The organism is Mesorhizobium sp. RCAM 06353, from assembly GCF_059683585.1.
The window spans coordinates 3,957,969-3,981,143 of record NZ_CM185031.1 but is presented as its reverse complement, the minus strand read 5'-3'; the positions used below and the strand labels follow the sequence as shown (position 1 = coordinate 3,981,143).

The window sequence follows — 23,175 nt, the reverse complement described above, 5'->3', positions numbered from 1 at the left end:
TCTTGATCTAACTCTCTGTTCCCGCACGGCTTCTCGCGACAGCCCTGCCTCGGCCTGTCGGCTACACCAGTTCCCTGCCCTTGGCGTCGATGGCATTCGCCACCACCTCGTCGGTTGCCTCGTCCGGCAACAGCATCTCGTTATGCGCCTTGCCCGACGGGATCATCGGGAAGCAATTGGCGAGGTTCGCCACGCGGCAATCGAACAGCACCGGCTTCCTGACCGAGATCATCTCCTTGATGGCGTCGTCCAGCTCGTCCGGCTTCTCGCAGCGTATGCCATGGCCGCCATAGGCCTCGGCCAGCTTGACGAAGTCCGGCATCGCTTCGGTGTAGGAATGCGACAGCCGGTTGCCGTGCAGCAGCTGCTGCCACTGCCGCACCATGCCCATATACTGGTTGTTGAGGATGAAGATCTTGATCGGCGCATTGTGCTGCACCGCGGCACTCATCTCCTGCATCGTCATCTGGACCGAAGCGTCGCCGGCAATGTCGATGACGAGCGCGTCGGGATGCGCGATCTGCACGCCGAGCGCCGCCGGCAGGCCGTAGCCCATCGTGCCCAGCCCGCCCGATGTCATCCAGCGGTTCGGCTTCTCGAAATGATAGTGCTGCGCCGCCCACATCTGGTGCTGGCCGACCTCGGTGGTGATGTAGGTGTCCATGCCCTTGGTCAGTTCGTAGAGCCGCTGGATGGCGTATTGCGGCATGATCACGTCGTGGTTCATCTTGTAGGCGAGTGAATCGCGACCGCGCCACTTGGCGATCTGCTCCCACCAGGGGTAGAGCGCCTTCTTGTCGGCCTTGGCGGTTGCCCGCCACAGCCGCACCATATCCTCCAGCACACGGCCGACATCGCCGATGATCGGCACTTCGGTGTGCACGTTCTTGTTGATCGACGACGGATCGATATCGATGTGGATCTTGCGCGAGTTCGGCGAGAACGCCGTCAGCCGGCCGGTAATACGGTCGTCGAAGCGCGCGCCGATGCAGATCATCACGTCGCAATCATGCATGGCCATGTTGGCTTCGTAGGTGCCGTGCATGCCCAGCATGCCCATCCAGTTCTTGCCCGACGCCGGATAGGCGCCGAGACCCATCAGCGTCGAGGTGATCGGGAAACCGGTGAGGTCGACCAGTTCACGCAGCAGATGGCTCGCTTCCGGGCCCGAATTGATGACGCCGCCACCCGAATAGATGATCGGCTTCTTGGCGCCGGCCATCAGCTCTACGGCGGCCTTGATCTTCTCCAGGTCACCCTGGACCTTGGGCTGATAGCTGGTGCGCGGCGCGATCTGCGGCGGGACATAGAATCCCTTGGCAAACTGCACATCCTTGGGGATGTCGACAACCACCGGACCGGGACGGCCGGTCGTCGCGACATGGAAGGCTTCGTGAATGGTCGCGGCGAGCTCGTTGACGTCCTTCACCAGCCAGTTGTGCTTGGTGCAGGGGCGCGTAATGCCGACCGTGTCGCATTCCTGGAAGGCGTCGGAGCCGATCAGCGAGGTCGGCACCTGCCCGGTCAGGCAGACCAGCGGGATCGAATCCATCAATGCGTCCTGCAGCGGCGTCACCGCATTGGTGGCGCCGGGGCCGGAGGTCACCAACATGACGCCGGCCTTGCCGGTCGAGCGCGCATAGCCCTCGGCCGCGTGGCCCGCGCCCTGCTCGTGGCGCACCAGAATGTGCTCGACCTCGTCCTGCTGGAAGATCTCGTCATAGATCGGGAGGACGGCGCCGCCGGGATAGCCGAAGACATGCTTGACGCCATTGTCCTTCAGCGCCTGCACCACCATTTCGGCACCCGTCATTTCGCGCCGCTCACTCTGTCCGTTGCTCATCGGTCTGGTCCCGTACTGTCGCCCCTTGGGCGTTGCCATTTGGGTGTTGTTGGTCGTTTAGTCGTGTTTCAGGCAATAAAAAAGGCCCCCGAGGGAGCCTGTGTGTTGCGCATGGGAGGTTTTCGCCCGGCGGTCACACCGCCTTGCCCACGCGCCTTCCTACGAGAATGAGTGCCTTTTTCATGGTCGCGGACACTAAGGGCGGGCAAGGCAGCCTGTCAACGGCAAAAATCGCGTCGGCGATGAAGGTGTTTCGCAATTCGACAGATCGCCGTCACGATTTCGCGACCGACGCCCCATCGTGCCGCCATCACGCAAGCCGCAACGTCCCGTCCCTCGCCCTCAGCAAGGCGCTCCCGGACCAGTTCGGCAGCAGCGTTTTCCGGATAAGCCCTTGAAGCCACGCGAAACTATGGTGGGGCGTGACGAAGGCCGCTGTCTCTGCCGATACTTGATCGTCCGGCTCGGGAGGAGCCACCATGACGGCCAGGATTTCACGGAGGAAGACTTATGCTCGACAAGGCCCCAAACAAGAAACTGTCCGACCTGCTCGACCAATTCGGCGCCGCCCTGGCCGCCAATGACATCGACAAGGCCGTCGGTTGTTTCCAGGACGACTGCTACTGGCGCGACCTCGTCACCTTCACCTGGAACATCAAGACCATGGAGGGCAAGGACCAGATCCGCGACATGCTGCAAAGCCAGTTGGCGAAGACAAAGCCGTCGCATTGGACGCTCGCCAAGGGCGAGGACGCGACCGAGAGCGGCGGGCTGATCGAGGGCTGGATCAGTTTCGAGACCGAACTGGCGCGCGGCTTTGGCCATGTCAGGCTGAAGGACGGCAAGATATGGACGCTGCTGACCACCATGGCCGAATTGAAAGGCCATGAGGAGAAGGCCGGCTTCGCGCGGCCGATGGGCGCCAAGCATGGCTCGGGCAAGAACCGTCCGACATGGAAGGAAGAGCGCGAGAAGGAAGCCGCCGAACTCGGCTTCAAGACGCAGCCCGACACGCTCATCATCGGCGGCGGCCAGGGCGGCATCGCGCTCGGCGCAAGGCTGCGGCAGCTCGGTGTGCCGACCATCATCATCGAGAAGAACGAGCGGGCCGGCGACAGCTGGCGCAAGCGCTACAAGTCGCTCTGCCTGCACGATCCGGTCTGGTACGACCATCTCCCCTATATCGATTTCCCGAAGAACTGGCCGGTCTTCTCGCCCAAGGACAAGATCGGCGACTGGCTGGAAATGTACACCAAGGTGATGGAACTGAACTACTGGTCGTCGACGGAGGCCAAGAGCGCTTCCTATGACGACAAGAAGAAGGAGTGGACCGTCGTCGTCCACCGCGACGGCAAGGACATCACCCTGAAGCCCAAGCAATTGGTGCTGGCGACCGGACAGTCCGGCAAGGCCAATCTGCCGAAATTCAAGGGCATGGAAAACTTCAAGGGCGACCAGCATCACTCCTCGAAGCACCCAGGCCCCGACGCCTATGCGGGCAAAAAGGCCGTCGTCATCGGTTCCAACAATTCCGCCCACGACATCGCAGCCGCACTTTGGGAAGCCGGCGCCGACGTCACCATGGTGCAGCGCTCAAGCACCCACATCTCCAGATCCGACACGTTGATGGAAATCGGGCTGGGGTCGCTCTACTCGGAGCAGGCGCTGCAGAACGGCATCACCACGGCCAAGGCCGATCTCATCTTTGCGTCCCTGCCCTACAAGATCCTGCACGAGTTCCAGATCCCGGCCTATGCCGAGATGAAGAAACGCGACGCGGCGTTCTACAAGGGACTGGAAAAGGCCGGTTTCATGCTCGACTGGGGCGACGATGAGTCCGGCCTGTTCATGAAGTACCTCAGGCGCGGCTCCGGCTATTATATCGATGTCGGCGCCTCCCAGTTGATCATCGATGGTTCGATCAAGTTGAAGAGCGGCGTCGACGTCGAAGAGATCAAGCAGCATTCGGTTGTGCTCAGCGACGGATCGGAACTGCCCGCGGACCTCATCGTCTACGCCACCGGCTATGGCTCGATGAACGGCTGGGCCGCCGATCTGATATCTCGCGAAACCGCCGACAAGGTCGGCAAATGCTGGGGCCTCGGCTCGAACACCACCAAGGATCCCGGCCCCTGGGAAGGCGAGTTGCGCAACATGTGGAAGCCGACGCAGCAGGAAGCGCTGTGGTTCCATGGCGGCAATCTGCACCAGTCACGTCATTATTCGCAGTTCCTGGCGCTGCAATTGAAGGCCAGGCAGGCAGGCCTGCCGACGCCGGTCTACGGGCTGCAGAAGGTGCACCACAAGGGATAGCGGCCGGGTAGCCAGCATGGCCAGGCACCAAGAGGTGCGGCGAATGCCGCGCCTCCAGAATGCATCGCTACGCGCGGGAACGGCGCATAGCGTCGATCGGTTCGGACCTGCTGACCGCATCGAGACGACCCGGCTTGCCGGCAGAGGCGCTGAGATCCACCGGGGGAGCGCCTTCCGCACGTCCGCGCTCGCGACAGCTCTCCGGTCGGTATGCAGCCACCGCGCTTTCTCCGTCGAAGCAGAAACACATGGGCTGCCTCCTGGCTGATCGGTTGCGTCAGGCGTGGGCGCTGAAATCGCGAACGACGCGCTGCAGCAACGGCACGTAGTCGCGAAACGTCCGCGTCTTCATGTTGGCGATCTTGCCGGCTTCGTCCCACATGCGGACCCGCACCGCCTCCTCATGGAAAGGATTTTTGCGGAACTCGGCCACCTCCTCGGCACTCATCGGCCCGCCCTGCAGCGACAGCGTATGGACAGAGGCCTGCGAAAGCCTGCCGAAATAGGTCGGATCGGTGGCGCAGAGATAGCGCTTGGCCGCGACATGCAGCCTCACGCACTCGACGATGACCGGCGGAAAGAACGGCGCCAGCACCTCGCCGCCGGCCTCGTCATGATGCTTGTCCTCGACATCCTCGGGCGAATAGGTGCCGAACTCGCTGGTATAGTGGCCGATGTCATGCAGCAGTGCCGCTGCCACCAGCGCTTCCGGTGCGCCATCCTGCTCGGCAAACCAGGCGCCCTGCAGCATGTGCTCCGACATGGTGACAGGTTCGCCGAGATAGGATTCGGCACCCCGACGTTCAAAGATATCGGCGATGAACTCGACGATATTGTCCGCATTCAAATCCTGGCCGCTCATTCCGCGGCCTCCTTGAAGCTGTGCTCGATCGCGGCAAGCGTCGACAGCAGGCCGTCCTTGTCGGCGTAGCAGCCCTGCAGCCAGCGCTTGCCGGTGCCGGAAAACGCCTTGCGCGCGTGCATGACGCGTGTGTTGTCAACGATGAAGGCCTGGCCCGCTTCCAGCTTGAACGTCACTTCGAAGGAGGGATCCTCGATCAGCTCTGCGAACCGGCGATAGGCGGCATAGTAGGCGTCCATATCGGCGAACGGCACGTCGACGACTGGCGCCAGCGAGCGGTTGTTGAAGCGGATGCAGATCAGCTCGCCGTCCGGCCCGAGTTCGATCATCGGCCGCTTCGCCTGCAGCCGCACGCCCGACGAGCCGGCATATTCGAAACGCGCCGGACAGGAACTCAACAGCCGGAAGCCTTCAGGGTTTTCGGCCTGCAGCACGGCCGCAACGGCAAAGCCGTCGACGACGCTCGACTCGCCACCTTCCACCGTATTCTCGATGCAGGACAGGATCTGCAGCGTCGGCACCGGATCGCGATAGGGATTGTCGGTATGAGCCTGAAGACCGAGATTGGTGTAGGCGAGATTGTTCGGGTTGACCTCGGCGCGCACCTCGAACCAGCGGCCGTAATTGGTCTCCCTGATATAGCCGAACAGATCGGAGACCTTGCACAGCGAACCGGATTCGACCGGCAGGCCGTCCATCACCGAGAAGCCATAAGTCCTCACCGCCGAAAGCCATTCGCGCAGGACGCTGCGGCCGTGAACGGCAGCAGCGTAGCTGGCGCGCGGCACCGAATTCTGCATCGTCGCCTTGGTCCAGCGCTGGACAGCATCGCCCGTCCAGCCGGGCTGGCGGCGATAGTCACGATCGTAGGCATTGGCGATCAGCCATTGCGCGGGAAAACTGACGGTTTTTCCTTCCGGCACGAAGCTCACCTCCAGCGCGCCACCCTTGATCGCAGCCGCGCCAATCCTTGTCTCAGCCGGAATGTCGAGGATGGTGATCAGGCGCTGGCCGTTGCCGGCGCTGCGCGTCTTGTCGTCGAGCGCATTGTCGCGCAGCCACATGGCGTGAAAGCGGGTGCGCCTCCCACCCTGCCAGCCAAGTTCGATTGTTTTGCCTTCGTCGCCAACCAGCGCGTGGGTGAGCATGGAGATGCCGTTCCTGTCCGTTGCACCCGACGGCCCGATCCGCAGGGTTTCGATTGCATGTTGGCCGTGCGAAAGGCATAACTCAAATTATCATTTTTTGGCCAATGGCATCAAATAACTAATGGCTCAAAGAACCACCCTGGCCTTGCCTCCCCTCGACTGGCTGCGCAGTTTCGAGGCAGCCGCACGACTGTCGAATTTCACTGCGGCAGCAGCCGAACTCGGCCTGACACAGGCCGCCGTCAGCCAGCATATCCGGCTGCTCGAGGAGCGGCTGAGAACACGTCTGTTCTCGCGATTGGCGCGTGGCGTCGCGCTGTCGCCGGAGGGTGCTGCCTATCTGCCCCACATCCAGTCGGCCTTCGCCACCATCGGCAGCAGCACAACGGAACTGTTCGAGCCGCGCGCCGTCCAGACCGTCTCGATCCGGGTGCCGATCTCCTTCGCCCTGCTGGTGCTGGTCCCGGCGCTGCCCGATCTCGCCGAGGCGCTGCCGCGCATCCAGCTCGATCTGGTGACGATCCATCGACCGACCGACTACGACCTGCCGGGCTCGGCGCTCGACATCCGCTTCGGCAACGGCTCGTTTCCAGGACGCGAAGCCGACAGGCTGACCGCCGAGCGGCTTGTGCCGGTGGCGAGCCCGGCGCTCGCCGGTGCCGCCGATTGGACAGCCCTGCCGCTGCTTCTGGTCGCTGGCGCGCGCGAAATGTGGGCAGAATGGTTCGCGGCCGCCGGATTGGCCGGCCACCCCCAGCGGTCGCACCGCTTCGACAGTTTCGTCGCGGCGATGGAAGCGGCGCGCGCCGGTGCCGGCGTGCTCCTGGGTTCGCGCCCGCTCGTCGACGCAGCGCTCAACAGCGGGAGCCTGGTGTCGCTTTCCGATTTCGAGCTCTCAAGCACCTCGGGCCACTTCCTGACCAGGGCGTCGACCGCACGCCTGACCGGTGCCGAGCAGGATTTCCGCCAGTGGCTGCTGAGGCACCTCTCGGGAGAGGTCCCGGCCTGACCGGCGCGGGCTATCGCGATGTGGCGCCGATGCGCTTCCAGTAGATCAGCGTGCCGGTCAGCCCGCCATGCGGCTTGAGCGCAAAGTCCGGTATTTCGCCGGCCAGGGTGAAACCGTGTTTTTCGTAGAGGCCCGAAGCGCCCTCTTCCGTCGCTGTGTCCAGGACCAGCAGCGTGCGCCCGTTCTCGACGGCGAGACTCTCCGCAGCCTGCATCAGGCGTTTTCCGACACCCCTGCCCCGGTATTCGACCGATGTCATCAGCTTGGCGATCTCGGCCCGGTGCGGCTGGTTGGGTGGGAAGTCTAGCAACAGCGTGACGGTACCGATCAAGACCTTGCCCTCCCACGCGCCAAGCACCACGCGTTCCCCTCTGGCCGCCGCTTCCAACGACCTCTCCCAGAATGCGCTTGCCGCCTCCGGCGCCAGCGGATGCATGAAGCTGACCGAACCGCCGGCGGCAACCGTTTCGACCAGCAGATCCGCCAGCATCGCCAGCGTTTCCGCACTGGCGCTCAGGGCTCGGATGTCGATGGAATTCATAGCCAGTCCTCTGGAAACGATGAATGGGCTCGACGCCGGCGTCAGTCGAGATGGCGCACGCGCCGCCGCTTGCGCGCTGCCTTGATGGCGCTGATGCGTTCGGTGTCCTCTTCCCTGAGATGCCGTCCGCGCTCCAGGATCTCGAGCGTGTATTCCTCATAGGTCAGGCCCAACCGCTCGGCCTTGTCCATGCGCATCAGCATGACTTCGCGGCTCGGCGCCTTCCACGCCTTGGCGTGCGCGGCCTGCCAGGCCAGGAAGATGTAAGGGTCGCCCTTGCCCCAGGGCGGTCCCTTGTACTCGTCAAGAGGCGGTCCCCCATTGTGGGAGCGTTTTGGCCGTCTCGCCATGATCTCAGCCCCTGACCAGCGCGACGAGATAGTCGGCGCCCGCCTCCCGGGCATGAAAGGTGCAGTCCGACGGCGCGCCGAGCGCCAGGGAGTCGCCGGGTTCGAGCCGGTGCACCACATTGCCCTCGGTGAAGTCGAGCCGTCCGGAAATCAGCCAGATCTGCTGCTTGATGAAGGCATAGGAAGCCGCCGGGAAACTGACCCTCGCGCCCGCCGGGAGATGCACCTTGATCAGTTCGAGCGGCATGTCGCTGGCCGGTGACAAATGCCGCCTGACATAGCCTGTATCGGGATCGCGCCACACCGGCTGGTCGGCCGCGCGCAGCAACCCGCCGCCTTGCAATTCCGCTCGCGCGATGAGGGTCGACAGCGTCATGCCGAAGGCCGCAGCGATGCGCACCAGAAGGGCGGCCGTCGGGCTGGCCATGCCGCGCTCGATCGTGCTCAGCATCGCCTTGGAAACGCGGGACCGCTCGGCGAGATCGGCCAGAGACCAGTCCCGAATGGCCCTTTCGGCGTGGATCCGCCTGCCGATGGTCGAGGAAATATCGTTCGCTATATCATCCATTCGTCCATTATAGCGAACCACGTGCGTTGGAGAAGAGCCATTTAGCGACAATTTTCGCCAGGCGCTTAATCCTCTTTACACCATCCGACCTCATCCGCCCTTAACCCCATTCCGGTAGGGTCCGATCTCAAGGGAAATGGGGATTGGCCGGTCCATGTATGTCGAACGCGAAGCTTCCGTTGGAGAACCGACATCGCAGGAGCGCCGCAACGCAGAGCAGAACGATCGGCGCATCCTTGGCAATGTCGTGCAATGCGACGGCGCCCGCGCCACCATTGCCGCCTATGCCGACGACGTCGATGGCGCGGTCACCGGCCTGTGGACGGTCGGCAAGATGATCTCGATCAATCTGGGCACGACGCGAACCGTGGGTCTCGTTTACGCGATCGGCAAATCGAACCGCGCCTGGAGCAATGAGGGCCAGAACCCCATCGAGGTCAGCATCGAACTGATCGGCGAAGTGCGCGACGGCGCTGAGCCGGGCGCCAAGCCGATCTTCGACCGCGGCATCACCACCTATCCGCATATCGGTGCCGTTGCGCACCGCATTCGCACCCGCGACCTGCAGGCGGTCTATGATCTCGCCGGCCGCCATTCCATCACCATCGGCTCGCTGGCGCAGGACGAGTCGATTGCCGCCAACATCGCCATCGACGACACGCTGGCGCGCCATTTCGCCATTGTCGGCACCACCGGCGTCGGCAAATCCACGGCCGTTTCGCTGCTGCTGCGCAAGTCGATCGAGGCACGCCCCGATTTGCGCATCCTGATCCTCGACCCGCACAATGAATTTGCGAGCTCGTTGCCGGAATATTGCGTCAAGGTCGATTCCAAAACGCTCGACCTGCCGTTCTGGATGTTCAAGCTCGAGGAATTCGCCGAGGTGCTGTTTCGCGGTCGTGAGACCGATGCTGAAGAGATCGACGCTCTGCGCGATCTCATTCCGCTTGCCAAGAACCTCTACCGCAACCCGAATTCGGGCGCCTATCTCAGGCGCGGCAACGATGCGCTGACCGCCGATACGCCGGTGCCTTACCGCATCGCCGACCTGCTCAAGCAGATCGACGAGCGCATGGGCATGCTCGAAAGCAAGAACGAGCGCCCGACGCTCAAATCGCTGAAGACGCGCATCGAATCGGCTGCCGCCGATCCGCGCTATCGCTTCATGTTCAGTTCGCGCCTGATCGAGGACACCATCCACGAGACGATCGGCAACATTTTCCGCGTGCCGCATCACGGCCGGCCGGTGACCTGCTTCGAGATGGCCGGCATGCCCTCCGAAGTGGTCAATTCCGTCTGTTCGGTGCTGGCGCGCTTGGCCTTCGATCTCGCTCTGTGGAGCGAAGGCAAGCTGCAACTCCTGCTGCTGTGCGAGGAAGCGCATCGCTACATGCCGGCCGATCCGCGCCTCGGCTTCGCGCCGACCCGGCATGCGCTGTCGCGCATCGCCAAGGAAGGCCGCAAATATGGCTGCTATCTCGGCGTCGTCACCCAGCGTCCGGGCGAGCTTGACCCGACCATCCTGTCGCAATGCTCGACCTTCTTTGCCATGCGGCTCGCCAACGAGCAGGACCAGGCGATCATCCGCTCGGCCATTGCCGACTCGTCCGCCTCGACGCTTGCCTTCCTGTCGTCCATGGGCCAGCGCGAAGCCATTGCCTTCGGCGAAGGTGTCGCGACGACCATGCGGCTGAAGTTTGAAAAACTGCCCAGCCACCTGCTTCCCGGCACGTCCAAGCGCGAAGAGGCCATTTCGTCGAAAGGCGAAGATGTCGACCTGGTGGCGATCGTCGAGCGGCTTCGTAACGTGCCGAAACCGACGCCGCAGGCGATGGCCTTCGCTGAAGTGGTCGACTCCAGCCGGCAGGCCGGCGACCCCGACTACCGCAAGCCGCCGGCCACCCGCGCGCCATCGGACGACGATTTCGACATGCGCTACGGCCTGAAGCCCGCCACCTTCGGCCTGCGCCCCCAGAACGATTAGGCCGGGGCGTCACGTCCACTTGCCGACACTTCTGAGAACTCCGCACGAGCGGACTGTCCCTGTCTTCACTGGCCGGCCTGGATAAATCCCGTCAGGGAATTCGTCAGGCTGAGTCGGCTGGTGCCGTTTTCGAGAACCGGAGCGGAGCGGACATTGAGTCCGTGAGCACCGGAAGCGCAGAAAACGGCAGCAGACGGCCGGCCTCACGAATTCAATGATGGGATTTTAGGCGCAGACGCGGTTGCGGCCTTGCCGTTTGGCTTCGTAGAGTTGGCGGTCGGCGCGGCGATAGAATTCCTCGGCCGTCTCCTTGCGGTCCCACACGGCAAGGCCGACGCTGGTGGTGATCTTGAGCCGCACATTGCCCGAAAGGATCGACATGTTGGCGATTGCCTTGCGGATGCGTTCGGCGAACTTGGCCAGCAGTTCCGCCTCCATATTGGGCGTGACGACGGCAAACTCCTCGCCGCCCAGCCGCGCCACCACGTCGTGGAAGCGTGTCATGTCCTTGAGGCAGCTGGCGACGGCCTTGAGCACCTCGTCGCCGACATCATGGCCATGGGTGTCGTTGACCTGCTTGAAATGGTCGAGATCGAGGATCATCAGCCCGACAGGCTTTTCGATACGCCGGAACTCCTCGAGATATTCCTTCAGCGCATCATCGAAATAGCGCCGGTTCTGCATGCCGGTCAGGCCGTCGGTCAGCGCGGCGTGCTCGAGCGTTTCGGAGCGGGCGCTGAGCGAAACCGTCATGGCGCGCAGCTTGCCTTCTTCCGTCGCCTGTTTGCGGATCAGCGGATAGATGAAGAAGATGCCGAAAAACAGCGCGGTCGCAAGCAACACGCCCGTCGCGAACAACAGCTTGTTGAGGTAAATGACCTTGTCCAGGCCCGACTGCGTATGCAGTTCCGTAGCGAAGGATTGCAACAGTCCATAGGCGTGCAGCGTCACCAGGCCAGCAGCGAGGATCACGAAAATAAAAACGAAAAATGCGGATTCCGCCTTATGGAAACGCATCTGCTCCCCAATGCAAAAGTGCCCATCGACCTTATGGCACGGACCGCCTTACGGAGCGTTAATTCCGACAACTTCGACGGGAACCCTTCCCCCGAGGTCAACTTTTTAAGTTGCATTAGCAACAAGTGTTTGGATCGTGGTTTCGAGATCGTCACCGGGGCGCAATCTCTGCCATTCCGGCCCCAGCTGATGCCGAAACCAGGTCGCCTGCCGCTTGGCGTATTGCCGGGTCGCGATCTTGGCGCGCTCGATCGCCTCGGGAAAACTGGTTAGTCCGGCCATCGCGGCCTGCAGGTCGCGAACGCCGATCGCTTTCATCGCCGGCAGGTCTGGATCGAGGCCAAGAGCTGTGAGCTGCCTGACTTCCTCCAGCGCGCCCTTGTCGAGCATCTGGTCGAAGCGCCTTTCGATGCGGTCGACCAGCGCGGCCCGGTCCGGCTCGATGACCAGGAAACGCGCCGTCTGCCTGTCGATGAGCGGCCGGCCGCGCTCTGCCTGCCATTCCAGGATCGACCGGCCGGAGGCATCGAGTACTTCGAGCGCCCGCACGACGCGCTGACTGTCGGTTGGCTTGAGCTGGATGGCGGCTCTCGAATCCTCACGCAGCAGCAGGCTGTGCAGCTTGACCGCGCCTTGCTCCTTCAACTCGTAGCGCCAGCGGTCGCGGATGCGCGGCGGAATGTCGGGCATTTCCGAAATACCCTCGGCCAGCGCGCGAAAGTAGAGGCCGGTGCCACCGACGAAGACCGGCCGCCGCGACAGCATGCCATCGTCGATGAGCTTCATCACATCGCGCAGCCAGGCACCCGTCGAATAGGCGGTACCGGGATGGACGTGGCCGTAGAGAAAATGCGGCACGCGTGCGAGGTCGGCTGCTTCCGGCCGGGCGGTCAGCACGTCGAGAACGGAATAGCCTTGCATGGAATCGGTGTTGACGATGACGCCGCCCGCACGTTCGGCCAGGTCGAGCGCCAGTGCCGACTTGCCGCTGGCGGTCGGCCCGGCTATCAGGATCGCGTTCTTCACGCGGCCTTCGCCCGCATCCGTGCCGGAATTCTCCATGCCGCTCATTGCCACGCTTGTTTCCCGTCCCGCCGACCGCGCTCTGTCGCCGTCGCTTGCGAATATGGCCTCACGGTCGGTGGGCGCAAGCGCTGTCGTCTGGCTGGCCGAAGGCATTGCCTGCGATCTTGCCCTGCCGCAAGGGGCTGACGCGGCCGATTTCACCGCTGCCTTGCGCGCCGCACTTGCCGCGGAGCCTATCGATGTGATCGTCCAGCAGGCCGAAACGCGGCGCAAGAAGATCCTCATCGCCGACATGGATTCGACCATGATCGACCAGGAGTGCATCGACGAACTGGCCGACGAGATCGGCGTCAAGGATCGCGTTGCCACCATTACCGCGCGGGCGATGAACGGCGAGATCGCCTTCGAGCCGGCGCTGCGCGAACGCGTCGCGCTGCTGAAGGGGCTCGATGCCGCCGTCGTCGACCGTATCGTCGCCAATCGGCTGACATTGGCCTCGGGCGGTCGCGCGCTGGTCCAGACCATGCGCGCCAACGGCGCCTGGACGGCCCTGGTCTCGGGCGGCTTCGAGGTCTTCACCACGCGCATCGCGGCCTTGCTCGGCTTTCAGGAAAACCGCGCCAATCGCCTGCTCGAACAGGACGGGCGCTTCACCGGCCTAGTCGGCGAGCCGATCCTCGGCAGCGCCGCCAAGGCCGACGCGCTGCTCGAAATTTCCGCGCGCCTTGCACTGACGCCCGCCGATGCCATTGCCGTCGGTGATGGCGCCAACGACCTCGCCATGATCCGCCTCGCCGGCACCGGTGTTGCGCTGCATGCCAAACCGACCGTGGCGGCGCAGGCCAAGGTTCGCATCGACCATGCCGACCTCACCGCACTGCTCTACCTTCAGGGCTACCGGAGTGAGGAAATCGTCCAATGAAGCCCATGCGCACTGAGCGCCTCATCCTGCGCAACTGGGAAGACCGCGACCGCGAACTCTTCCATCGCATCAATTCCGATGAGCGCGTCATGGAATTCTTCCCGTTCCGTCGCGACCGTGCCGCCGCGGATACCAAGATGGACGAACTCCGCGCCTTGATCGACGAGGACGGCTACGGCTTCGCCGCGGCCGAGATTGCCGCGACCGGCGAATGCATCGGCTTCGTCGGCCTCCTCGCTACCGATGATGTACCATCGTTGCCGGCCGACACAATCGAGATCGGCTGGCGGCTGGCCCCAGAATTCTGGGGCAAGGGCTATGTAACCGAGGCCTCTGAGGCATGGCTGGCCTACGGTTTCGAGACATTGGCCGTCGACGAGATCGTTTCCTTCGCGGTCGCGGAAAACCACCGCTCGACCGCCGTCATGAAACGCCTCGGCATGACAGCCGATCCCTCAGCCGATTTCGATCACCCCCGCATTCCCGACAGCCATCCCGCGCTCAAGCGGCATGTGCTCTACCGGCTCTCGCGCGAGAATTGGCAGGCAAGAAAAAAGGCGGCTGTTTAGCCGCCTCTTTGAAATCGCCGATTGAAATCTCAATCCATCCGGATCGTAACGAAGCGCAACTCACCGGTCTTCGACGCCAGCATCAGCAGCGCATTCTTGCGGCCCTGCTCCTTCAGTGCGCCGATCCGGTCCATGACGTCCTTGGGCGTGGCGACCGATTCCTGCGCGATCTCGGTGATCACTTCGCCGGGCTGGATGCCGCGTTCGGCGGCGGCCGAATCCTTGGCCACATCGGTGATCACGACGCCGGAGACATCAGCGGCGATGCTGAACTTCTTACGCGTCTCGTCATTGAGTTCGCCGACGGTCATGCCGAGCACCGAAGCGGTCGAAACGGCCGGAGCCTTGTCACCCTTGTCCTGGTCGGTGTTGCCGTTCTCGCCATTGGCGAGCTTCTCGCCGTCCTCGAGCCGGCCGAGCGTCACCTTCACCGTCTGCTCGACGCCCTTGCGCACGATCAGCACGTCGACAGCCTTGCCGACGGGGCTTTCGGCGACGACGCGCGGCAGGTCGCGCATTTCATGGATGTCCTTGCCGTCGAACTTGATGATGACGTCGCCGGCCTGGATTGTGCCGTTGTCGACCGGTCCGCCCTTGATGACGCCGGCGACCAGCGCCCCCTTGGCGGTCGCCATGCCGAGGCTTTCGGCGATGTCGTCCGTCACCGGCTGGATACGCACGCCAAGCCAGCCGCGCCGCGTCTCGCCAAACTGGCGCAATTGGTCGACGACGCCCGAGGCAAGCTGCGAGGGAATCGAGAAACCGATGCCGATCGAGCCGCCGGACGGCGAGATGATCGCGGTGTTGATGCCGATAACCTCGCCGGCACTGTTGAACAGCGGTCCGCCCGAATTGCCACGGTTGATCGCGGCATCGGTCTGGATGAAATCGTCATAGGGGCCGGAATTGATGTCGCGGTTGCGGGCCGAGACGATGCCGACCGTGACCGTGCCGCCGAGGCCGAATGGATTGCCGACCGCCATCACCCAGTCGCCGACGCGCATCTTGGTGGAATCGCCGAACTTCACCGCCGTGAGCTTGTGGCCCTTGGGATCGACCTTGAGCACCGCGACATCGGTCTTGGTGTCGGTGCCAACCAGCGTCGCCTTCAAGGTGATGCCGTCGGAGAAATTGACCTCGATGTCGTCGGCGTCCGCAATCACGTGGTTGTTGGTGACGACGATGCCTTGCTCGGCGTCGATGACGAAGCCGGAGCCCAACGACTGCACCTTCTGCGAGCCGTTGTCCTTGTCGCCGCCGCGGTTCTTGAAGAAGTCGTCGAAGAAGTCCTGGAACGGCGAGCCTTCGGGAAGCTGTGGCATCGGCACCGCGCCCGGCCCTTCCGTGCCCTTCACCGTCTGCGAGGTCGAGATGTTGACGACGGCGCCGAGCACGCCTTGCGCCAGGTCGGCCACCGAAGCAGGTCCGTCTGCAGCGAAGGTCGGCGTCACGAAGGACGAGACGGCGACGGTGCCGACAAGAAGCGCTGCCGTGCCGGCGATGAACGTCCGCCGTGCCGCGCGCAAAAGGAGTGTGGATGTCATCGAGAAGCCTCCCGGTCTTTCTGAAAGAGAAAGCGCAACGGCGAAAACACCGTGTTGCGCCATGTTGGCAAAAAATACGGCACGTTTGCGGCTACGACTACCGGCAGAGGATAAATCCTCCGTTATGCCGAAGACGCAAACCGGTGGTTCTCATCCGCCCCGGACCAGCCAGACGATGCCGACACCAATGGCAATCGCGGCCAGCCCGGCAATCCGCAATGCATTCTCCGGCATCGACAGCACCTCGCCCGCGAGCTTCCTCGCCAAGCTGGGAAAGCCGCCATAGACCAGGCCCTCTATCACGAGGACCAGGCCTATCGCCGCAAAGAAGTCCTGCACCGGCTATTGCTGGCCGGTGCTGGGCTGTGTCGCCGGTGCGGCGGGAGCCGTCGCCGGTGCGGCGGGAGCCGTCGGCGTCGGCTTCGCCGGGCCTTCCTTGCCGTCCGGATCGCGGAAGAAGCGGAAGAACTCCGAATTCGGCGACAGCACCATGGTCGTCCCGGTGTTGTCCAGCGCCGTGCCATAGGCATTCATCGACCGGTAGAAATCGAAGAAGGCCGGATCGCGCTGATAGGCTCCGGCGAAGGTGGCACTGCGTTGGGCTTCGCCCTCGCCGCGCAGGATCTCGGACTCCTTCTGCGCTTCGGCGACGATCTCGACCACTTCACGATCGGCGCGTGCCGTGATGCGCTGTGCCGCTTCGTTGCCGCGTGCCCGCAGGCGAGCGGCCTCGGCCGGGCGTTCCGCCTTCATGCGATCGTAGGTCTGCTGTGAAACCTCGGCCGTGAGGTCGGTGCGGCGGATGCGGACATCCTCGATCTGCAGGCCGAGCGAGGTGGCGTCGGGCCGAAGCTGATCGCGCACTTCACGCATCATCACCGCACGCTCTTCCGAGAGCGCGGCCTCGAAGTCGCGCAGACCGTAGACGCGGCGCAAGGCAGCGTCGAGACGGGTCCGCAGCCGCGCTTCCGCCAGCTCGATCTGACCGGACACGGCGGCCCGGAAGACGCGCGGATCCGAGATGCGATAGGCGATGAAGGCATCGACCTCATAGAACTTGCCGCCCGACACCTGGACACGGATGTTGTCGAGGTCGAAGCGCAGCACCCTGTTTTCGATCAGTTGCACCGTATCGGCGTCGAAGAACGAGAACGGCGCCTTGAAGTAGATGCCGGGCTCGCTCTTGACGTCGACGATCTCGCCGAACCGCAGCACCAGCGCCTGCTGGCGTGCGTTGACCACGAAGACCGAGGAATAGATCAGGAACAGGATGACCGCCGCGACGACGACGAAGATTGGAAGACGGTTGGCCATCACTGGGTACCTCCCGTGTTCGCGGCAGGCGCGACCGGAGCCGGCGGTTTGGGCTGCAATGCCGGCAGCGGCAGATAAGGCACGACGCCTTGTCCGTTGCCTTGCTCGACGATGACCTTGCTCGAGTCCTTCAGAACCCTCTCCATGGTTTCCAGATAAAGCCGCTTGCGGGTGACATCGGGGGCTTTGACATATTCGTCATAGACCGAGATGAAGCGCTGGGCCTCACCTTCGGCTTCCTGCACCACACGGTTCTTGTAGGCGGCGGCGTCTTCGCGGACCTGTGCCGCCTCGCCGCGCGCCTGGCCGAGTTTCTGGTTGGAGTACTGGTTGGCCTGCTCGACGAACTTGTCCTCGTCCTGCTCGGCACGCTGCACTTCGTCGAATGCATCGGCCACTTCACGTGGCGGTGCCGCATCCTCGATGGAGACGGCGTTGATGTTGAGGCCGGCCTTGTAACCGTCCAGCGTCGTCTGGATGATCTCGCGCACCGAGGCCGCTATACCCTGGCGGTCATCGCGAAAAATGTCCTGTGCCGGCCGGCGGCCGACGGCTTCGCGCATGGCGCTTTCGGCGACCTGCCGCAGCATGCCGTCCGGGTCGGAGACATCGAACAGATAGGCGCGGGGATCGGAGACCTGATAGGCCACCGAAAACTGCACGTTGACGATGTTCTGGTCGCCCGACAGCATCAGGCCGTTGCCGCTGGTGTTGCCGCCGCCAATGTCGACGAGCTGCTCGGAAATCTTGGCCGTCTCGACGGTTTCAAGCGGCCACCAATGGAAATGCAGGCCGGGCTGGGAGAGTTCGGGCTTCGGCTTGCCGAAGCGCAGTTCGACCGCGACCTCGTCGGGCTGCACGGTATAGACCGCCTGGAACGCCCACAGAACGACCAGCACCGCGGCGATCAGCCCGAACACCGCCGGACTGGCGCCACCGCCGCCGGGCAGCGCGCGACGCAGCCTGTCCTGGCCGCGGCGGATGATGTCTTCGAGATCGGGAGGCGAGCCCTGTGGCCCGCTCGGTCCCTTTGGTCCCTGCCCCCAGGGCCCCTGATTGTTGCCGCCGCCGCCGCCCCATGGGCCGCCGCCACCGCCGCTCTTGTCGTTCCAGGGCATGAATGTCCTTTCGCTTGGAATTCCCTCAAGCGCCGGTGTTACGGCGCAAAATCCAGTGTTGTTCTTCTATAGGGATGTGGCAGCACGCTTTCAACGCGATGGCCCGCCGACATCATCCGTTTTGGGCCGGTCGCGACCCTTTGTCGTCTTTCAATACCTTTTTTGTCTTTCAATGTATCTCGCGCCGACGCTCGTAAACCGAATAGCGCGTTGCGTGGCTATCCTTTTCGCCGGCCGGCACCTCCTGCGAACTGACCAGGCGCCATGTCTGAGGGTCGATCGGCGGGAAATGCGCATCGCCGTCGACGGCGGCCAGCACATGGGTGACGTGCAGCCGGTCGGCCAGCGGCAGCGCCTGCGCATAGATTTCGCCGCCACCGATGACGCAGACCTCGTCCACGCCGGCCATGCAGCGCCCACGCACCGTTGCCAGCTGAATCGCGGTCTCAAGCGTATGCGCCACCTCGACGCCCTCGGCGCGCCAGGCCTTGTCGCGGGTGACGACGATGTTCAGCCTGCCCGGCAACGGGCGGCCAATGCCTTCATAGGTCTTGCGGCCCATGATCATGGGCTTGCCCATCGTGTCGGCCTTGAAACGCTTGAGGTCGGTGGAGAGCCGCCAGGGCAATCCGCCGTCTCGCCCGATCACACCGTTCTCGGCGATGGCGACATAGATCGCGACATGCATCAGTTCGCATCTCCGCCATTGCTGTCCGACGGTTCGAGCAGCAGGATGTCGATATCATGCTCGGGATAAAAATCGTTCGCGGTCATCTCGAAACTCGTCGGTCCGACCTTTTTGACGTTGTCGCCGCAGAACGATACCAGGGCTTTCGCATTGCCCTTGTCGACGGTCAGCTTGAACTTGCCGATGGTACCCGCCGCCCAGTTACCGCCGGTGGTCAGGATATAGGCGATGCGGCTTTCGTAATATTTCGGGTAACCGTCCGGATTGTCCTTCGCCGCCTTGCGCACCACGTTCTCGAACGTGTCGTCCATGCAGTAGCGGGTCTTGTATGTCGCATACTGCCCCTGGAACTGGCCATCGTAGAAGAAGCTGACCGAGGACGTGCCACCGACGCTCGGCTTGTAGCGGTGCGAAACATGGACGTCCCTGTTGGCCGGAAAGGTCGAGCGCCACCAATAGGTCGAGCGCAGCTGCCACCATGGCGCGTAGGTGGATTTCATGCCGCTGCCGTCATCGGCGGTGTCTTCGATGATGATGCCGCGGTTGACCCAGTCGTCGGCCACCGCCTTTGGCAGCTTCGCCAGCGCCGCCTTGGCCGCGTCGCCGAACGGGTTGAACGGCACATTCTGCGCCTTGAGGTCGGCGCTGATGTCGATGCCGAGCGCGAACACCTTCTGCTCGAGCTGCGGCTTTGCCGGCGCGCCGTCGATCGTCACCTCGAAGCCGAGGAAATTGTCACTCTGGTTTTCAGGGATCGCCGGCATCTCCTCGGGGTCGCCTGAAATGTCGGGCATCGGGAAGGCGACGATCGCGTCGACATCCGTGTCGGTGTTGTTGTGGAAGACGTAGTCGACCGTCACTTTCTCGGGCGAAATGAAGAGATCCTCACTCTGCATCGCCACGGCATCGTTACGCGACAGAATGAGGCCACCGGTGCCGAGTTCGGCAGTCGAGTCATTGGCCATTGCCGGCGCGGCCGAAAGCGCCAACGCCACAGTCAGAACATATCGCAACATCGAAGCCCCCTCGGCTGGAATGCCTGAATGACCCTAGCGGTTTCAATGTTGCGTTTCAAAGCCCTTCCGCTTGCACTGGCGTGCCACAGTGTCTGGACACGCGAGCGGTCTGGACTAACAGGTTCCGATCGGGCAGGAGTTCGCCCCATGCGCACGCTTCTCGTCATCGGCATCGGCGCCGGCAATCCCGACCACATGACGGTTCAGGCCATATCAGGCCTGAACCGCGCCGACGTGCTGTTCATCCCCGACAAGGGCGCCAAGAAGAATGACCTTGCCGAATTGCGGCGTGAAATCTGCGACCGCTTCGTCACCAACCCGAAATCGCGCCGCGTCGAATTCGACGTCCCGGTGCGTGCCGAGCCGGCGCCTTCCTACCGTTCGACCGTCGACGACTGGCACGAAGCCATCGCCGCCATCTACGAGAGCCTGATCCGCGACGAGCTTGCCGAAGATGGCTGCGGCGCCTTCCTGATCTGGGGCGACCCCTCGCTCTACGACAGCGCGCTGCGTATCCTCGAGCGGGTGCGCCTGAGAGACAATGTCGCCTTCGAGCTGGAGGTCATCCCCGGCATAACCGCCATCCAGGCGCTGGCCGCCAGCCATAAAATGGCGCTGAACCGCATCGGCGATTCCATCCTGGTCACCACCGGCCGCCGCCTCACCGAAGAGGGTCTGGCCAGCAATGCCGGCAGCACGGTCGTCATGCTGGACGGCAAATGCGCCTTCAACACACTGGCCGACCGGGATGTCACAATCCATTGGGGCGCCTATCTCGGCACACCGGACGAGATTCTTATCTCGGGCCGCCTCGGCGATGTCGGTGCCGAGATCGAAAAGGTCCGCGAGGAAGCCCGCCAGAAGAAGGGCTGGATCATGGACACGTATCTGCTGCGCAAGCCTGGCGAGCCGAAAGAGAATTAGTCCCTTTGTGGCGCCAACGCTGAGATCGGCTCGAAACTCGTCCCGATGAGGTGAATAGCGTGAATTTCGAGAACCGGAGCGGAGCGGACATTAAAGTCCGTGAGCACCGGAAGCGCAGAAAATCGCGCTAGTCGCCCGTCGGGGTAGAGTTTCCAGTCGATCTCACCCGGCATCAATCTCCGCCTGCAAGGCATCCATATGCGTCGCTGCCGCTGCGGCCGCGGCGCGCTCGATGGCACGAAAACGGCTGACCACGGCCAGGCCGATGGCCGTCAATTGCGCACCGCCGCCCTTGCGGCCGCCGGTCTGCGCCGCGACCAGCGGCTTGCCGAACACGCGGTTCATGTCCTCGACAAGGTCCCAGGCATGCTTGTAGGACATTTCCATGCCGCGCGCGGCGGCTGAGATCGAGCCGAAGGTAGCGATGTGCTCCAGAAGCTCGATCTTACCCGGACCGATCCGCCCGTCTGGATCCAGATTTATCCGCAAGCTCAGAGACGGCATTTTTGCTTCTCCGCGGTCATGTCCGCCTCCATGTTAGAGCTTCTTGCGCGATACCGCTATTCCAAAAAGATATAGCGTCGACTATCGAATGCATCAGCCGTCAACCTCGAGCGGCAGGCCGGCACCGGTGTTCGCCCGGTCGAAGCTCACTGTCTTGACCACCGCGAAAACCTTGCCGCCGAGCCGCAGTTTCAGCGCATGCCGCGACTGTTCGGTGATGCGGGCAAGCACGGTCGCGCCATTGCAGTCGATGCCAATCTCGACCGCCGGCCCCTCGCCCGGGCTGATCGCGACGATCGTGCCGGGCAGGATGTTGAGCGCGCTGAGACCCGTCGGTTTGTCCGTCGCGATCATCACATCACGGGCGCGGATGCGAATACGCACGCGAGCCCCGGTCTTCATCGCAAGGCGCGGCACGCGGATCTCGCCGGCGGCAGAGTCCAGCACGGTCATGCCGAACACCTCGTCGTGGCGCAGCACTTTCGTGTCCAGCACCGCGCCGCCCTCGCCGCGCTCTTCCGCCGGCAACAGGTCGAGCCTTTGCATCACCGCCTCGGTCGGACCGCTGGCGACGACCTTGCCTTGCGCCAGCATCACCACGTCGCTCGCCAGCCGCGCCACCTCGGCGATCGAATGGCTGACATAGACGATCGGGATCTTCGTCTCGTCGCGTAATCGTTCGATATAGGGCAGGATCTCGGCCTTGCGCGCCTCGTCCAGCGAGGCCAGCGGCTCGTCCATGAGCAGCAGTTTCGGGCTGGCCAGCAGCGCCCGGCCGATCGCCACGCGCTGCTTTTCGCCGCCCGACAGCCTTGCCGGCCGCCGCCCGAGCAGCGGGCCGATGCCGAGCAGGTCGACAACCGAATCCATCTCCGCGTAACGCTCCGCCGCCGGCGTGAACCAGCGGCCGTAACGCAGATTGCTGGCCACGCTCATATGCGGAAACAGGCGTGCATCCTGGAACACCATGCCGATGCGGCGTTTGTGCTTGGGCACGAAAATGCCGGCGCTTGTGTCGACCAGCACGCGGCCGTCGACCGCGATGCGGCCCTTGTCGGGCCGGATCAGCCCGGCGATCATGTTGATGAGCGAGGTCTTGCCGGAGCCTGACGGCCCGAACAGCGCTGTCAGCCTTCCGGCGCTTTCGAAGCGCGCCTCGACGGCGAAGTCGCCCAGACGATGGCTGATGTCGATGATGACGCTCATTCGATGTCCATCCGCCGGCCGACCCGCCGCGCCAGCACTTCCGAGGCGACCAGTGCGGCCATCGAGATGACGATCGAGATCAACGTCAGCCGCAGCGCGCCCTCATCGCCGCCGGGCACCTGCGTAAAAGTGTAGATCGCCGACGGCAACGTCTGCGTCTCGTTGGGGATGTTGGAGACGAAGGTGATCGTCGCACCAAATTCGCCCATCGCCTTGGCGAAGGCCAGGATGGCGCCGGCGATCAGCCCGGGCAGGATCAGCGGCAGCGTGATGGTGGCGAACACCCACAAAGGATTGGCGCCGAGCGTTCCCGCCGCCGCCTCCATTTTGCGATCGACCGCCTCGATCGACAGCCGGATCGCCCGCACCATCAGGGGAAAACCCATGACGCCGCAGGCAAGTGCCGCACCGGTCCAGCGAAACGAGAAGACAATGCCGAAATGCTCGGCCAGGAAGGCGCCGGCCGGGCCGCGCTTGCCGAAGGTCAGCAGCAGCAAATAACCGGTCACCACAGGCGGCAGGATCAGCGGCAGGTGAACCACGCCGTTAAGCAGCGTCTTGCCCCAGAATTGTCCACGGGCCAGCAGCAGCGCGATCAATATGCCGGGCGGAAGGCTGGCGAGCATCGCCACGGTCGCCACCTTGATGGACAGCCGGACCGCATTCCATTCGTCGGGAGTGAGGTCCAGCAGCCAGTTCATAGTGCGCT

The 23,175-nt window shown here is 63.6% G+C and carries 23 protein-coding genes; 6 read left to right on the top strand and 17 right to left on the bottom strand.

Going from position 1 to position 23,175, the window contains the following annotated elements; all coding sequences use genetic code 11:
- Nucleotides 1-61 precede the first annotated feature (61 nt).
- Entirely contained in the window at nt 62-1,843 is a 1,782-nt protein-coding gene (locus AC56QX_RS19195) for an acetolactate synthase 3 large subunit (RefSeq protein WP_497110027.1), read from the bottom strand.
- 510 nt (nt 1,844-2,353) lie between these two features.
- Between AC56QX_RS19195 and AC56QX_RS19190 the strand changes: the two genes are divergently transcribed.
- Nucleotides 2,354-4,156: an NAD(P)-binding domain-containing protein gene (locus AC56QX_RS19190; protein WP_497110026.1), complete on the top strand. Its 1,803-nt coding sequence runs from the start codon at nt 2,354-2,356 to the stop codon at nt 4,154-4,156.
- Between the two features lie 277 nt (nt 4,157-4,433).
- On the opposite strand, the gene tmpB is transcribed toward AC56QX_RS19190, so the two are convergent.
- Together tmpB and tmpA are read right to left on the bottom strand one after the other, a co-directional pair.
- Nucleotides 4,434-5,018, bottom strand: a complete 585-nt coding sequence (gene tmpB / locus AC56QX_RS19185; RefSeq protein ID WP_497110025.1) for a (R)-1-hydroxy-2-trimethylaminoethylphosphonate oxygenase — start codon at nt 5,016-5,018, stop codon at nt 4,434-4,436.
- Complete coding sequence (gene tmpA, locus AC56QX_RS19180; protein ID WP_497110024.1) at nt 5,015-6,166, bottom strand: 2-trimethylaminoethylphosphonate dioxygenase; 1,152 nt, start codon at nt 6,164-6,166, stop codon at nt 5,015-5,017. The genes tmpB and tmpA overlap by 4 nt, the downstream gene beginning before the upstream one ends.
- A gap of 121 nt (nt 6,167-6,287) precedes the next feature.
- Here tmpA and AC56QX_RS19175 point away from each other — a divergent pair, with 121 nt between their 5' ends.
- Nucleotides 6,288-7,175, top strand: coding sequence for a LysR substrate-binding domain-containing protein (locus AC56QX_RS19175; protein WP_497110022.1), 888 nt, complete (start codon nt 6,288-6,290; stop codon nt 7,173-7,175).
- 10 nt (nt 7,176-7,185) lie between these two features.
- Here the strand turns inward: AC56QX_RS19175 and AC56QX_RS19170 are convergent, their stop codons facing one another.
- The 3 genes from AC56QX_RS19170 to AC56QX_RS19160 are packed head-to-tail and all read right to left on the bottom strand — an operon-like array spanning nt 7,186 to nt 8,634.
- Entirely contained in the window at nt 7,186-7,716 is a 531-nt protein-coding gene (locus AC56QX_RS19170; RefSeq protein ID WP_497110021.1) for a GNAT family N-acetyltransferase, read from the bottom strand.
- Nucleotides 7,717-7,757: 41 nt separating this feature from the next.
- Nucleotides 7,758-8,066: a hypothetical protein gene (locus tag AC56QX_RS19165; protein WP_095202239.1), complete on the bottom strand. Its 309-nt coding sequence runs from the start codon at nt 8,064-8,066 to the stop codon at nt 7,758-7,760.
- A 4-nt stretch (nt 8,067-8,070) separates the two neighbouring features.
- On the bottom strand, nt 8,071-8,634 hold the full coding sequence (locus tag AC56QX_RS19160; RefSeq protein ID WP_497110020.1) for a helix-turn-helix domain-containing protein: 564 nt from the start codon (nt 8,632-8,634) through the stop codon (nt 8,071-8,073).
- Nucleotides 8,635-8,788: 154 nt separating this feature from the next.
- On the opposite strand from AC56QX_RS19160, the gene AC56QX_RS19155 reads away from it, so the two are divergent.
- Nucleotides 8,789-10,618, top strand: a complete 1,830-nt coding sequence (locus AC56QX_RS19155) for an ATP-binding protein (protein WP_497110019.1) — start codon at nt 8,789-8,791, stop codon at nt 10,616-10,618.
- A gap of 225 nt (nt 10,619-10,843) precedes the next feature.
- Here the strand turns inward: AC56QX_RS19155 and AC56QX_RS19150 are convergent, their stop codons facing one another.
- Together AC56QX_RS19150 and miaA are read right to left on the bottom strand one after the other, a co-directional pair.
- Nucleotides 10,844-11,635 (bottom strand): GGDEF domain-containing protein, encoded by a 792-nt coding sequence (locus AC56QX_RS19150; protein ID WP_258583011.1) that lies wholly within the window; start codon nt 11,633-11,635, stop codon nt 10,844-10,846.
- Nucleotides 11,636-11,740: 105 nt separating this feature from the next.
- On the bottom strand, nt 11,741-12,706 hold the full coding sequence (gene miaA / locus AC56QX_RS19145; RefSeq protein WP_497117806.1) for a tRNA (adenosine(37)-N6)-dimethylallyltransferase MiaA: 966 nt from the start codon (nt 12,704-12,706) through the stop codon (nt 11,741-11,743).
- On the opposite strand from miaA, the gene serB reads away from it, so the two are divergent.
- Nucleotides 12,696-13,583, top strand: a complete 888-nt coding sequence (gene serB, locus AC56QX_RS19140) for a phosphoserine phosphatase SerB (RefSeq protein WP_497110018.1) — start codon at nt 12,696-12,698, stop codon at nt 13,581-13,583. The genes miaA and serB overlap by 11 nt on opposite strands.
- Nucleotides 13,580-14,152, top strand: a complete 573-nt coding sequence (locus AC56QX_RS19135; RefSeq protein ID WP_497110016.1) for a GNAT family N-acetyltransferase — start codon at nt 13,580-13,582, stop codon at nt 14,150-14,152. Before serB ends, AC56QX_RS19135 begins: the two co-directional genes overlap by 4 nt.
- A 29-nt stretch (nt 14,153-14,181) precedes the next feature.
- Here AC56QX_RS19135 and AC56QX_RS19130 read toward each other — a convergent pair whose 3' ends face one another.
- The 6 genes from AC56QX_RS19130 to AC56QX_RS19105 all read right to left on the bottom strand — a co-directional run bounded on the left by AC56QX_RS19130 (nt 14,182) and on the right by AC56QX_RS19105 (nt 19,832).
- Nucleotides 14,182-15,696: a DegQ family serine endoprotease gene (locus tag AC56QX_RS19130; protein ID WP_497110015.1), complete on the bottom strand. Its 1,515-nt coding sequence runs from the start codon at nt 15,694-15,696 to the stop codon at nt 14,182-14,184.
- Nucleotides 15,697-15,846: 150 nt separating this feature from the next.
- Complete coding sequence (locus AC56QX_RS19125; protein ID WP_497110014.1) at nt 15,847-16,035, bottom strand: DUF2065 domain-containing protein; 189 nt, start codon at nt 16,033-16,035, stop codon at nt 15,847-15,849.
- A gap of 3 nt (nt 16,036-16,038) precedes the next feature.
- Nucleotides 16,039-17,010 carry a protease modulator HflC gene (gene hflC, locus AC56QX_RS19120; RefSeq protein WP_497110013.1) on the bottom strand — a complete coding sequence of 324 codons (972 nt, stop codon included), beginning with the start codon at nt 17,008-17,010 and terminating at the stop codon, nt 16,039-16,041.
- On the bottom strand, nt 17,010-18,128 hold the full coding sequence (gene hflK / locus AC56QX_RS19115) for an FtsH protease activity modulator HflK (protein WP_497110012.1): 1,119 nt from the start codon (nt 18,126-18,128) through the stop codon (nt 17,010-17,012). Before hflK ends, hflC begins: the two co-directional genes overlap by 1 nt.
- 169 nt (nt 18,129-18,297) lie before the next feature.
- Complete coding sequence (locus AC56QX_RS19110; protein WP_497110011.1) at nt 18,298-18,816, bottom strand: dihydrofolate reductase; 519 nt, start codon at nt 18,814-18,816, stop codon at nt 18,298-18,300.
- Nucleotides 18,816-19,832 (bottom strand): DUF4424 domain-containing protein, encoded by a 1,017-nt coding sequence (locus tag AC56QX_RS19105; protein WP_497110010.1) that lies wholly within the window; start codon nt 19,830-19,832, stop codon nt 18,816-18,818. The genes AC56QX_RS19110 and AC56QX_RS19105 overlap by 1 nt, the downstream gene beginning before the upstream one ends.
- Before the next feature lie 147 nt (nt 19,833-19,979).
- Here AC56QX_RS19105 and cobF point away from each other — a divergent pair, with 147 nt between their 5' ends.
- Entirely contained in the window at nt 19,980-20,756 is a 777-nt protein-coding gene (cobF, locus tag AC56QX_RS19100; protein WP_497110009.1) for a precorrin-6A synthase (deacetylating), read from the top strand.
- 162 nt (nt 20,757-20,918) lie between these two features.
- On the opposite strand, the gene AC56QX_RS19095 is transcribed toward cobF, so the two are convergent.
- The 3 genes from AC56QX_RS19095 to modB all read right to left on the bottom strand — a co-directional run bounded on the left by AC56QX_RS19095 (nt 20,919) and on the right by modB (nt 23,167).
- Entirely contained in the window at nt 20,919-21,260 is a 342-nt protein-coding gene (locus AC56QX_RS19095) for a winged helix-turn-helix domain-containing protein (protein WP_497110008.1), read from the bottom strand.
- A gap of 93 nt (nt 21,261-21,353) precedes the next feature.
- On the bottom strand, nt 21,354-22,466 hold the full coding sequence (modC, locus tag AC56QX_RS19090; RefSeq protein ID WP_497110007.1) for a molybdenum ABC transporter ATP-binding protein: 1,113 nt from the start codon (nt 22,464-22,466) through the stop codon (nt 21,354-21,356).
- Nucleotides 22,463-23,167: a molybdate ABC transporter permease subunit gene (gene modB, locus AC56QX_RS19085; RefSeq protein ID WP_497110005.1), complete on the bottom strand. Its 705-nt coding sequence runs from the start codon at nt 23,165-23,167 to the stop codon at nt 22,463-22,465. Before modB ends, modC begins: the two co-directional genes overlap by 4 nt.
- Nucleotides 23,168-23,175 lie beyond the last annotated feature (8 nt).

Coding starts and splice junctions, on each gene's coding strand:
- AC56QX_RS19175 (WP_497110022.1), top strand. CDS start 6,288: ATGGCTCAAAGAACCACCCTGGCCTTGCCTCCCCTCGACTGGCTGCGC.
- hflK (WP_497110012.1), bottom strand. CDS start 18,128: ATGCCCTGGAACGACAAGAGCGGCGGTGGCGGCGGCCCATGGGGCGGC.
- AC56QX_RS19155 (WP_497110019.1), top strand. CDS start 8,789: ATGTATGTCGAACGCGAAGCTTCCGTTGGAGAACCGACATCGCAGGAG.
- modC (WP_497110007.1), bottom strand. CDS start 22,466: ATGAGCGTCATCATCGACATCAGCCATCGTCTGGGCGACTTCGCCGTC.
- AC56QX_RS19165 (WP_095202239.1), bottom strand. CDS start 8,066: ATGGCGAGACGGCCAAAACGCTCCCACAATGGGGGACCGCCTCTTGAC.
- cobF (WP_497110009.1), top strand. CDS start 19,980: ATGCGCACGCTTCTCGTCATCGGCATCGGCGCCGGCAATCCCGACCAC.
- AC56QX_RS19095 (WP_497110008.1), bottom strand. CDS start 21,260: ATGCCGTCTCTGAGCTTGCGGATAAATCTGGATCCAGACGGGCGGATC.
- AC56QX_RS19150 (WP_258583011.1), bottom strand. CDS start 11,635: ATGCGTTTCCATAAGGCGGAATCCGCATTTTTCGTTTTTATTTTCGTG.
- AC56QX_RS19105 (WP_497110010.1), bottom strand. CDS start 19,832: ATGTTGCGATATGTTCTGACTGTGGCGTTGGCGCTTTCGGCCGCGCCG.
- AC56QX_RS19160 (WP_497110020.1), bottom strand. CDS start 8,634: ATGGATGATATAGCGAACGATATTTCCTCGACCATCGGCAGGCGGATC.
- tmpA (WP_497110024.1), bottom strand. CDS start 6,166: ATGCTCACCCACGCGCTGGTTGGCGACGAAGGCAAAACAATCGAACTT.
- AC56QX_RS19135 (WP_497110016.1), top strand. CDS start 13,580: ATGAAGCCCATGCGCACTGAGCGCCTCATCCTGCGCAACTGGGAAGAC.
- modB (WP_497110005.1), bottom strand. CDS start 23,167: ATGAACTGGCTGCTGGACCTCACTCCCGACGAATGGAATGCGGTCCGG.
- AC56QX_RS19195 (WP_497110027.1), bottom strand. CDS start 1,843: ATGAGCAACGGACAGAGTGAGCGGCGCGAAATGACGGGTGCCGAAATG.
- AC56QX_RS19130 (WP_497110015.1), bottom strand. CDS start 15,696: ATGACATCCACACTCCTTTTGCGCGCGGCACGGCGGACGTTCATCGCC.
- AC56QX_RS19190 (WP_497110026.1), top strand. CDS start 2,354: ATGCTCGACAAGGCCCCAAACAAGAAACTGTCCGACCTGCTCGACCAA.
- serB (WP_497110018.1), top strand. CDS start 12,696: ATGCCGCTCATTGCCACGCTTGTTTCCCGTCCCGCCGACCGCGCTCTG.
- tmpB (WP_497110025.1), bottom strand. CDS start 5,018: ATGAGCGGCCAGGATTTGAATGCGGACAATATCGTCGAGTTCATCGCC.
- hflC (WP_497110013.1), bottom strand. CDS start 17,010: ATGGCCAACCGTCTTCCAATCTTCGTCGTCGTCGCGGCGGTCATCCTG.
- AC56QX_RS19170 (WP_497110021.1), bottom strand. CDS start 7,716: ATGAATTCCATCGACATCCGAGCCCTGAGCGCCAGTGCGGAAACGCTG.
- miaA (WP_497117806.1), bottom strand. CDS start 12,706: ATGAGCGGCATGGAGAATTCCGGCACGGATGCGGGCGAAGGCCGCGTG.
- AC56QX_RS19110 (WP_497110011.1), bottom strand. CDS start 18,816: ATGCATGTCGCGATCTATGTCGCCATCGCCGAGAACGGTGTGATCGGG.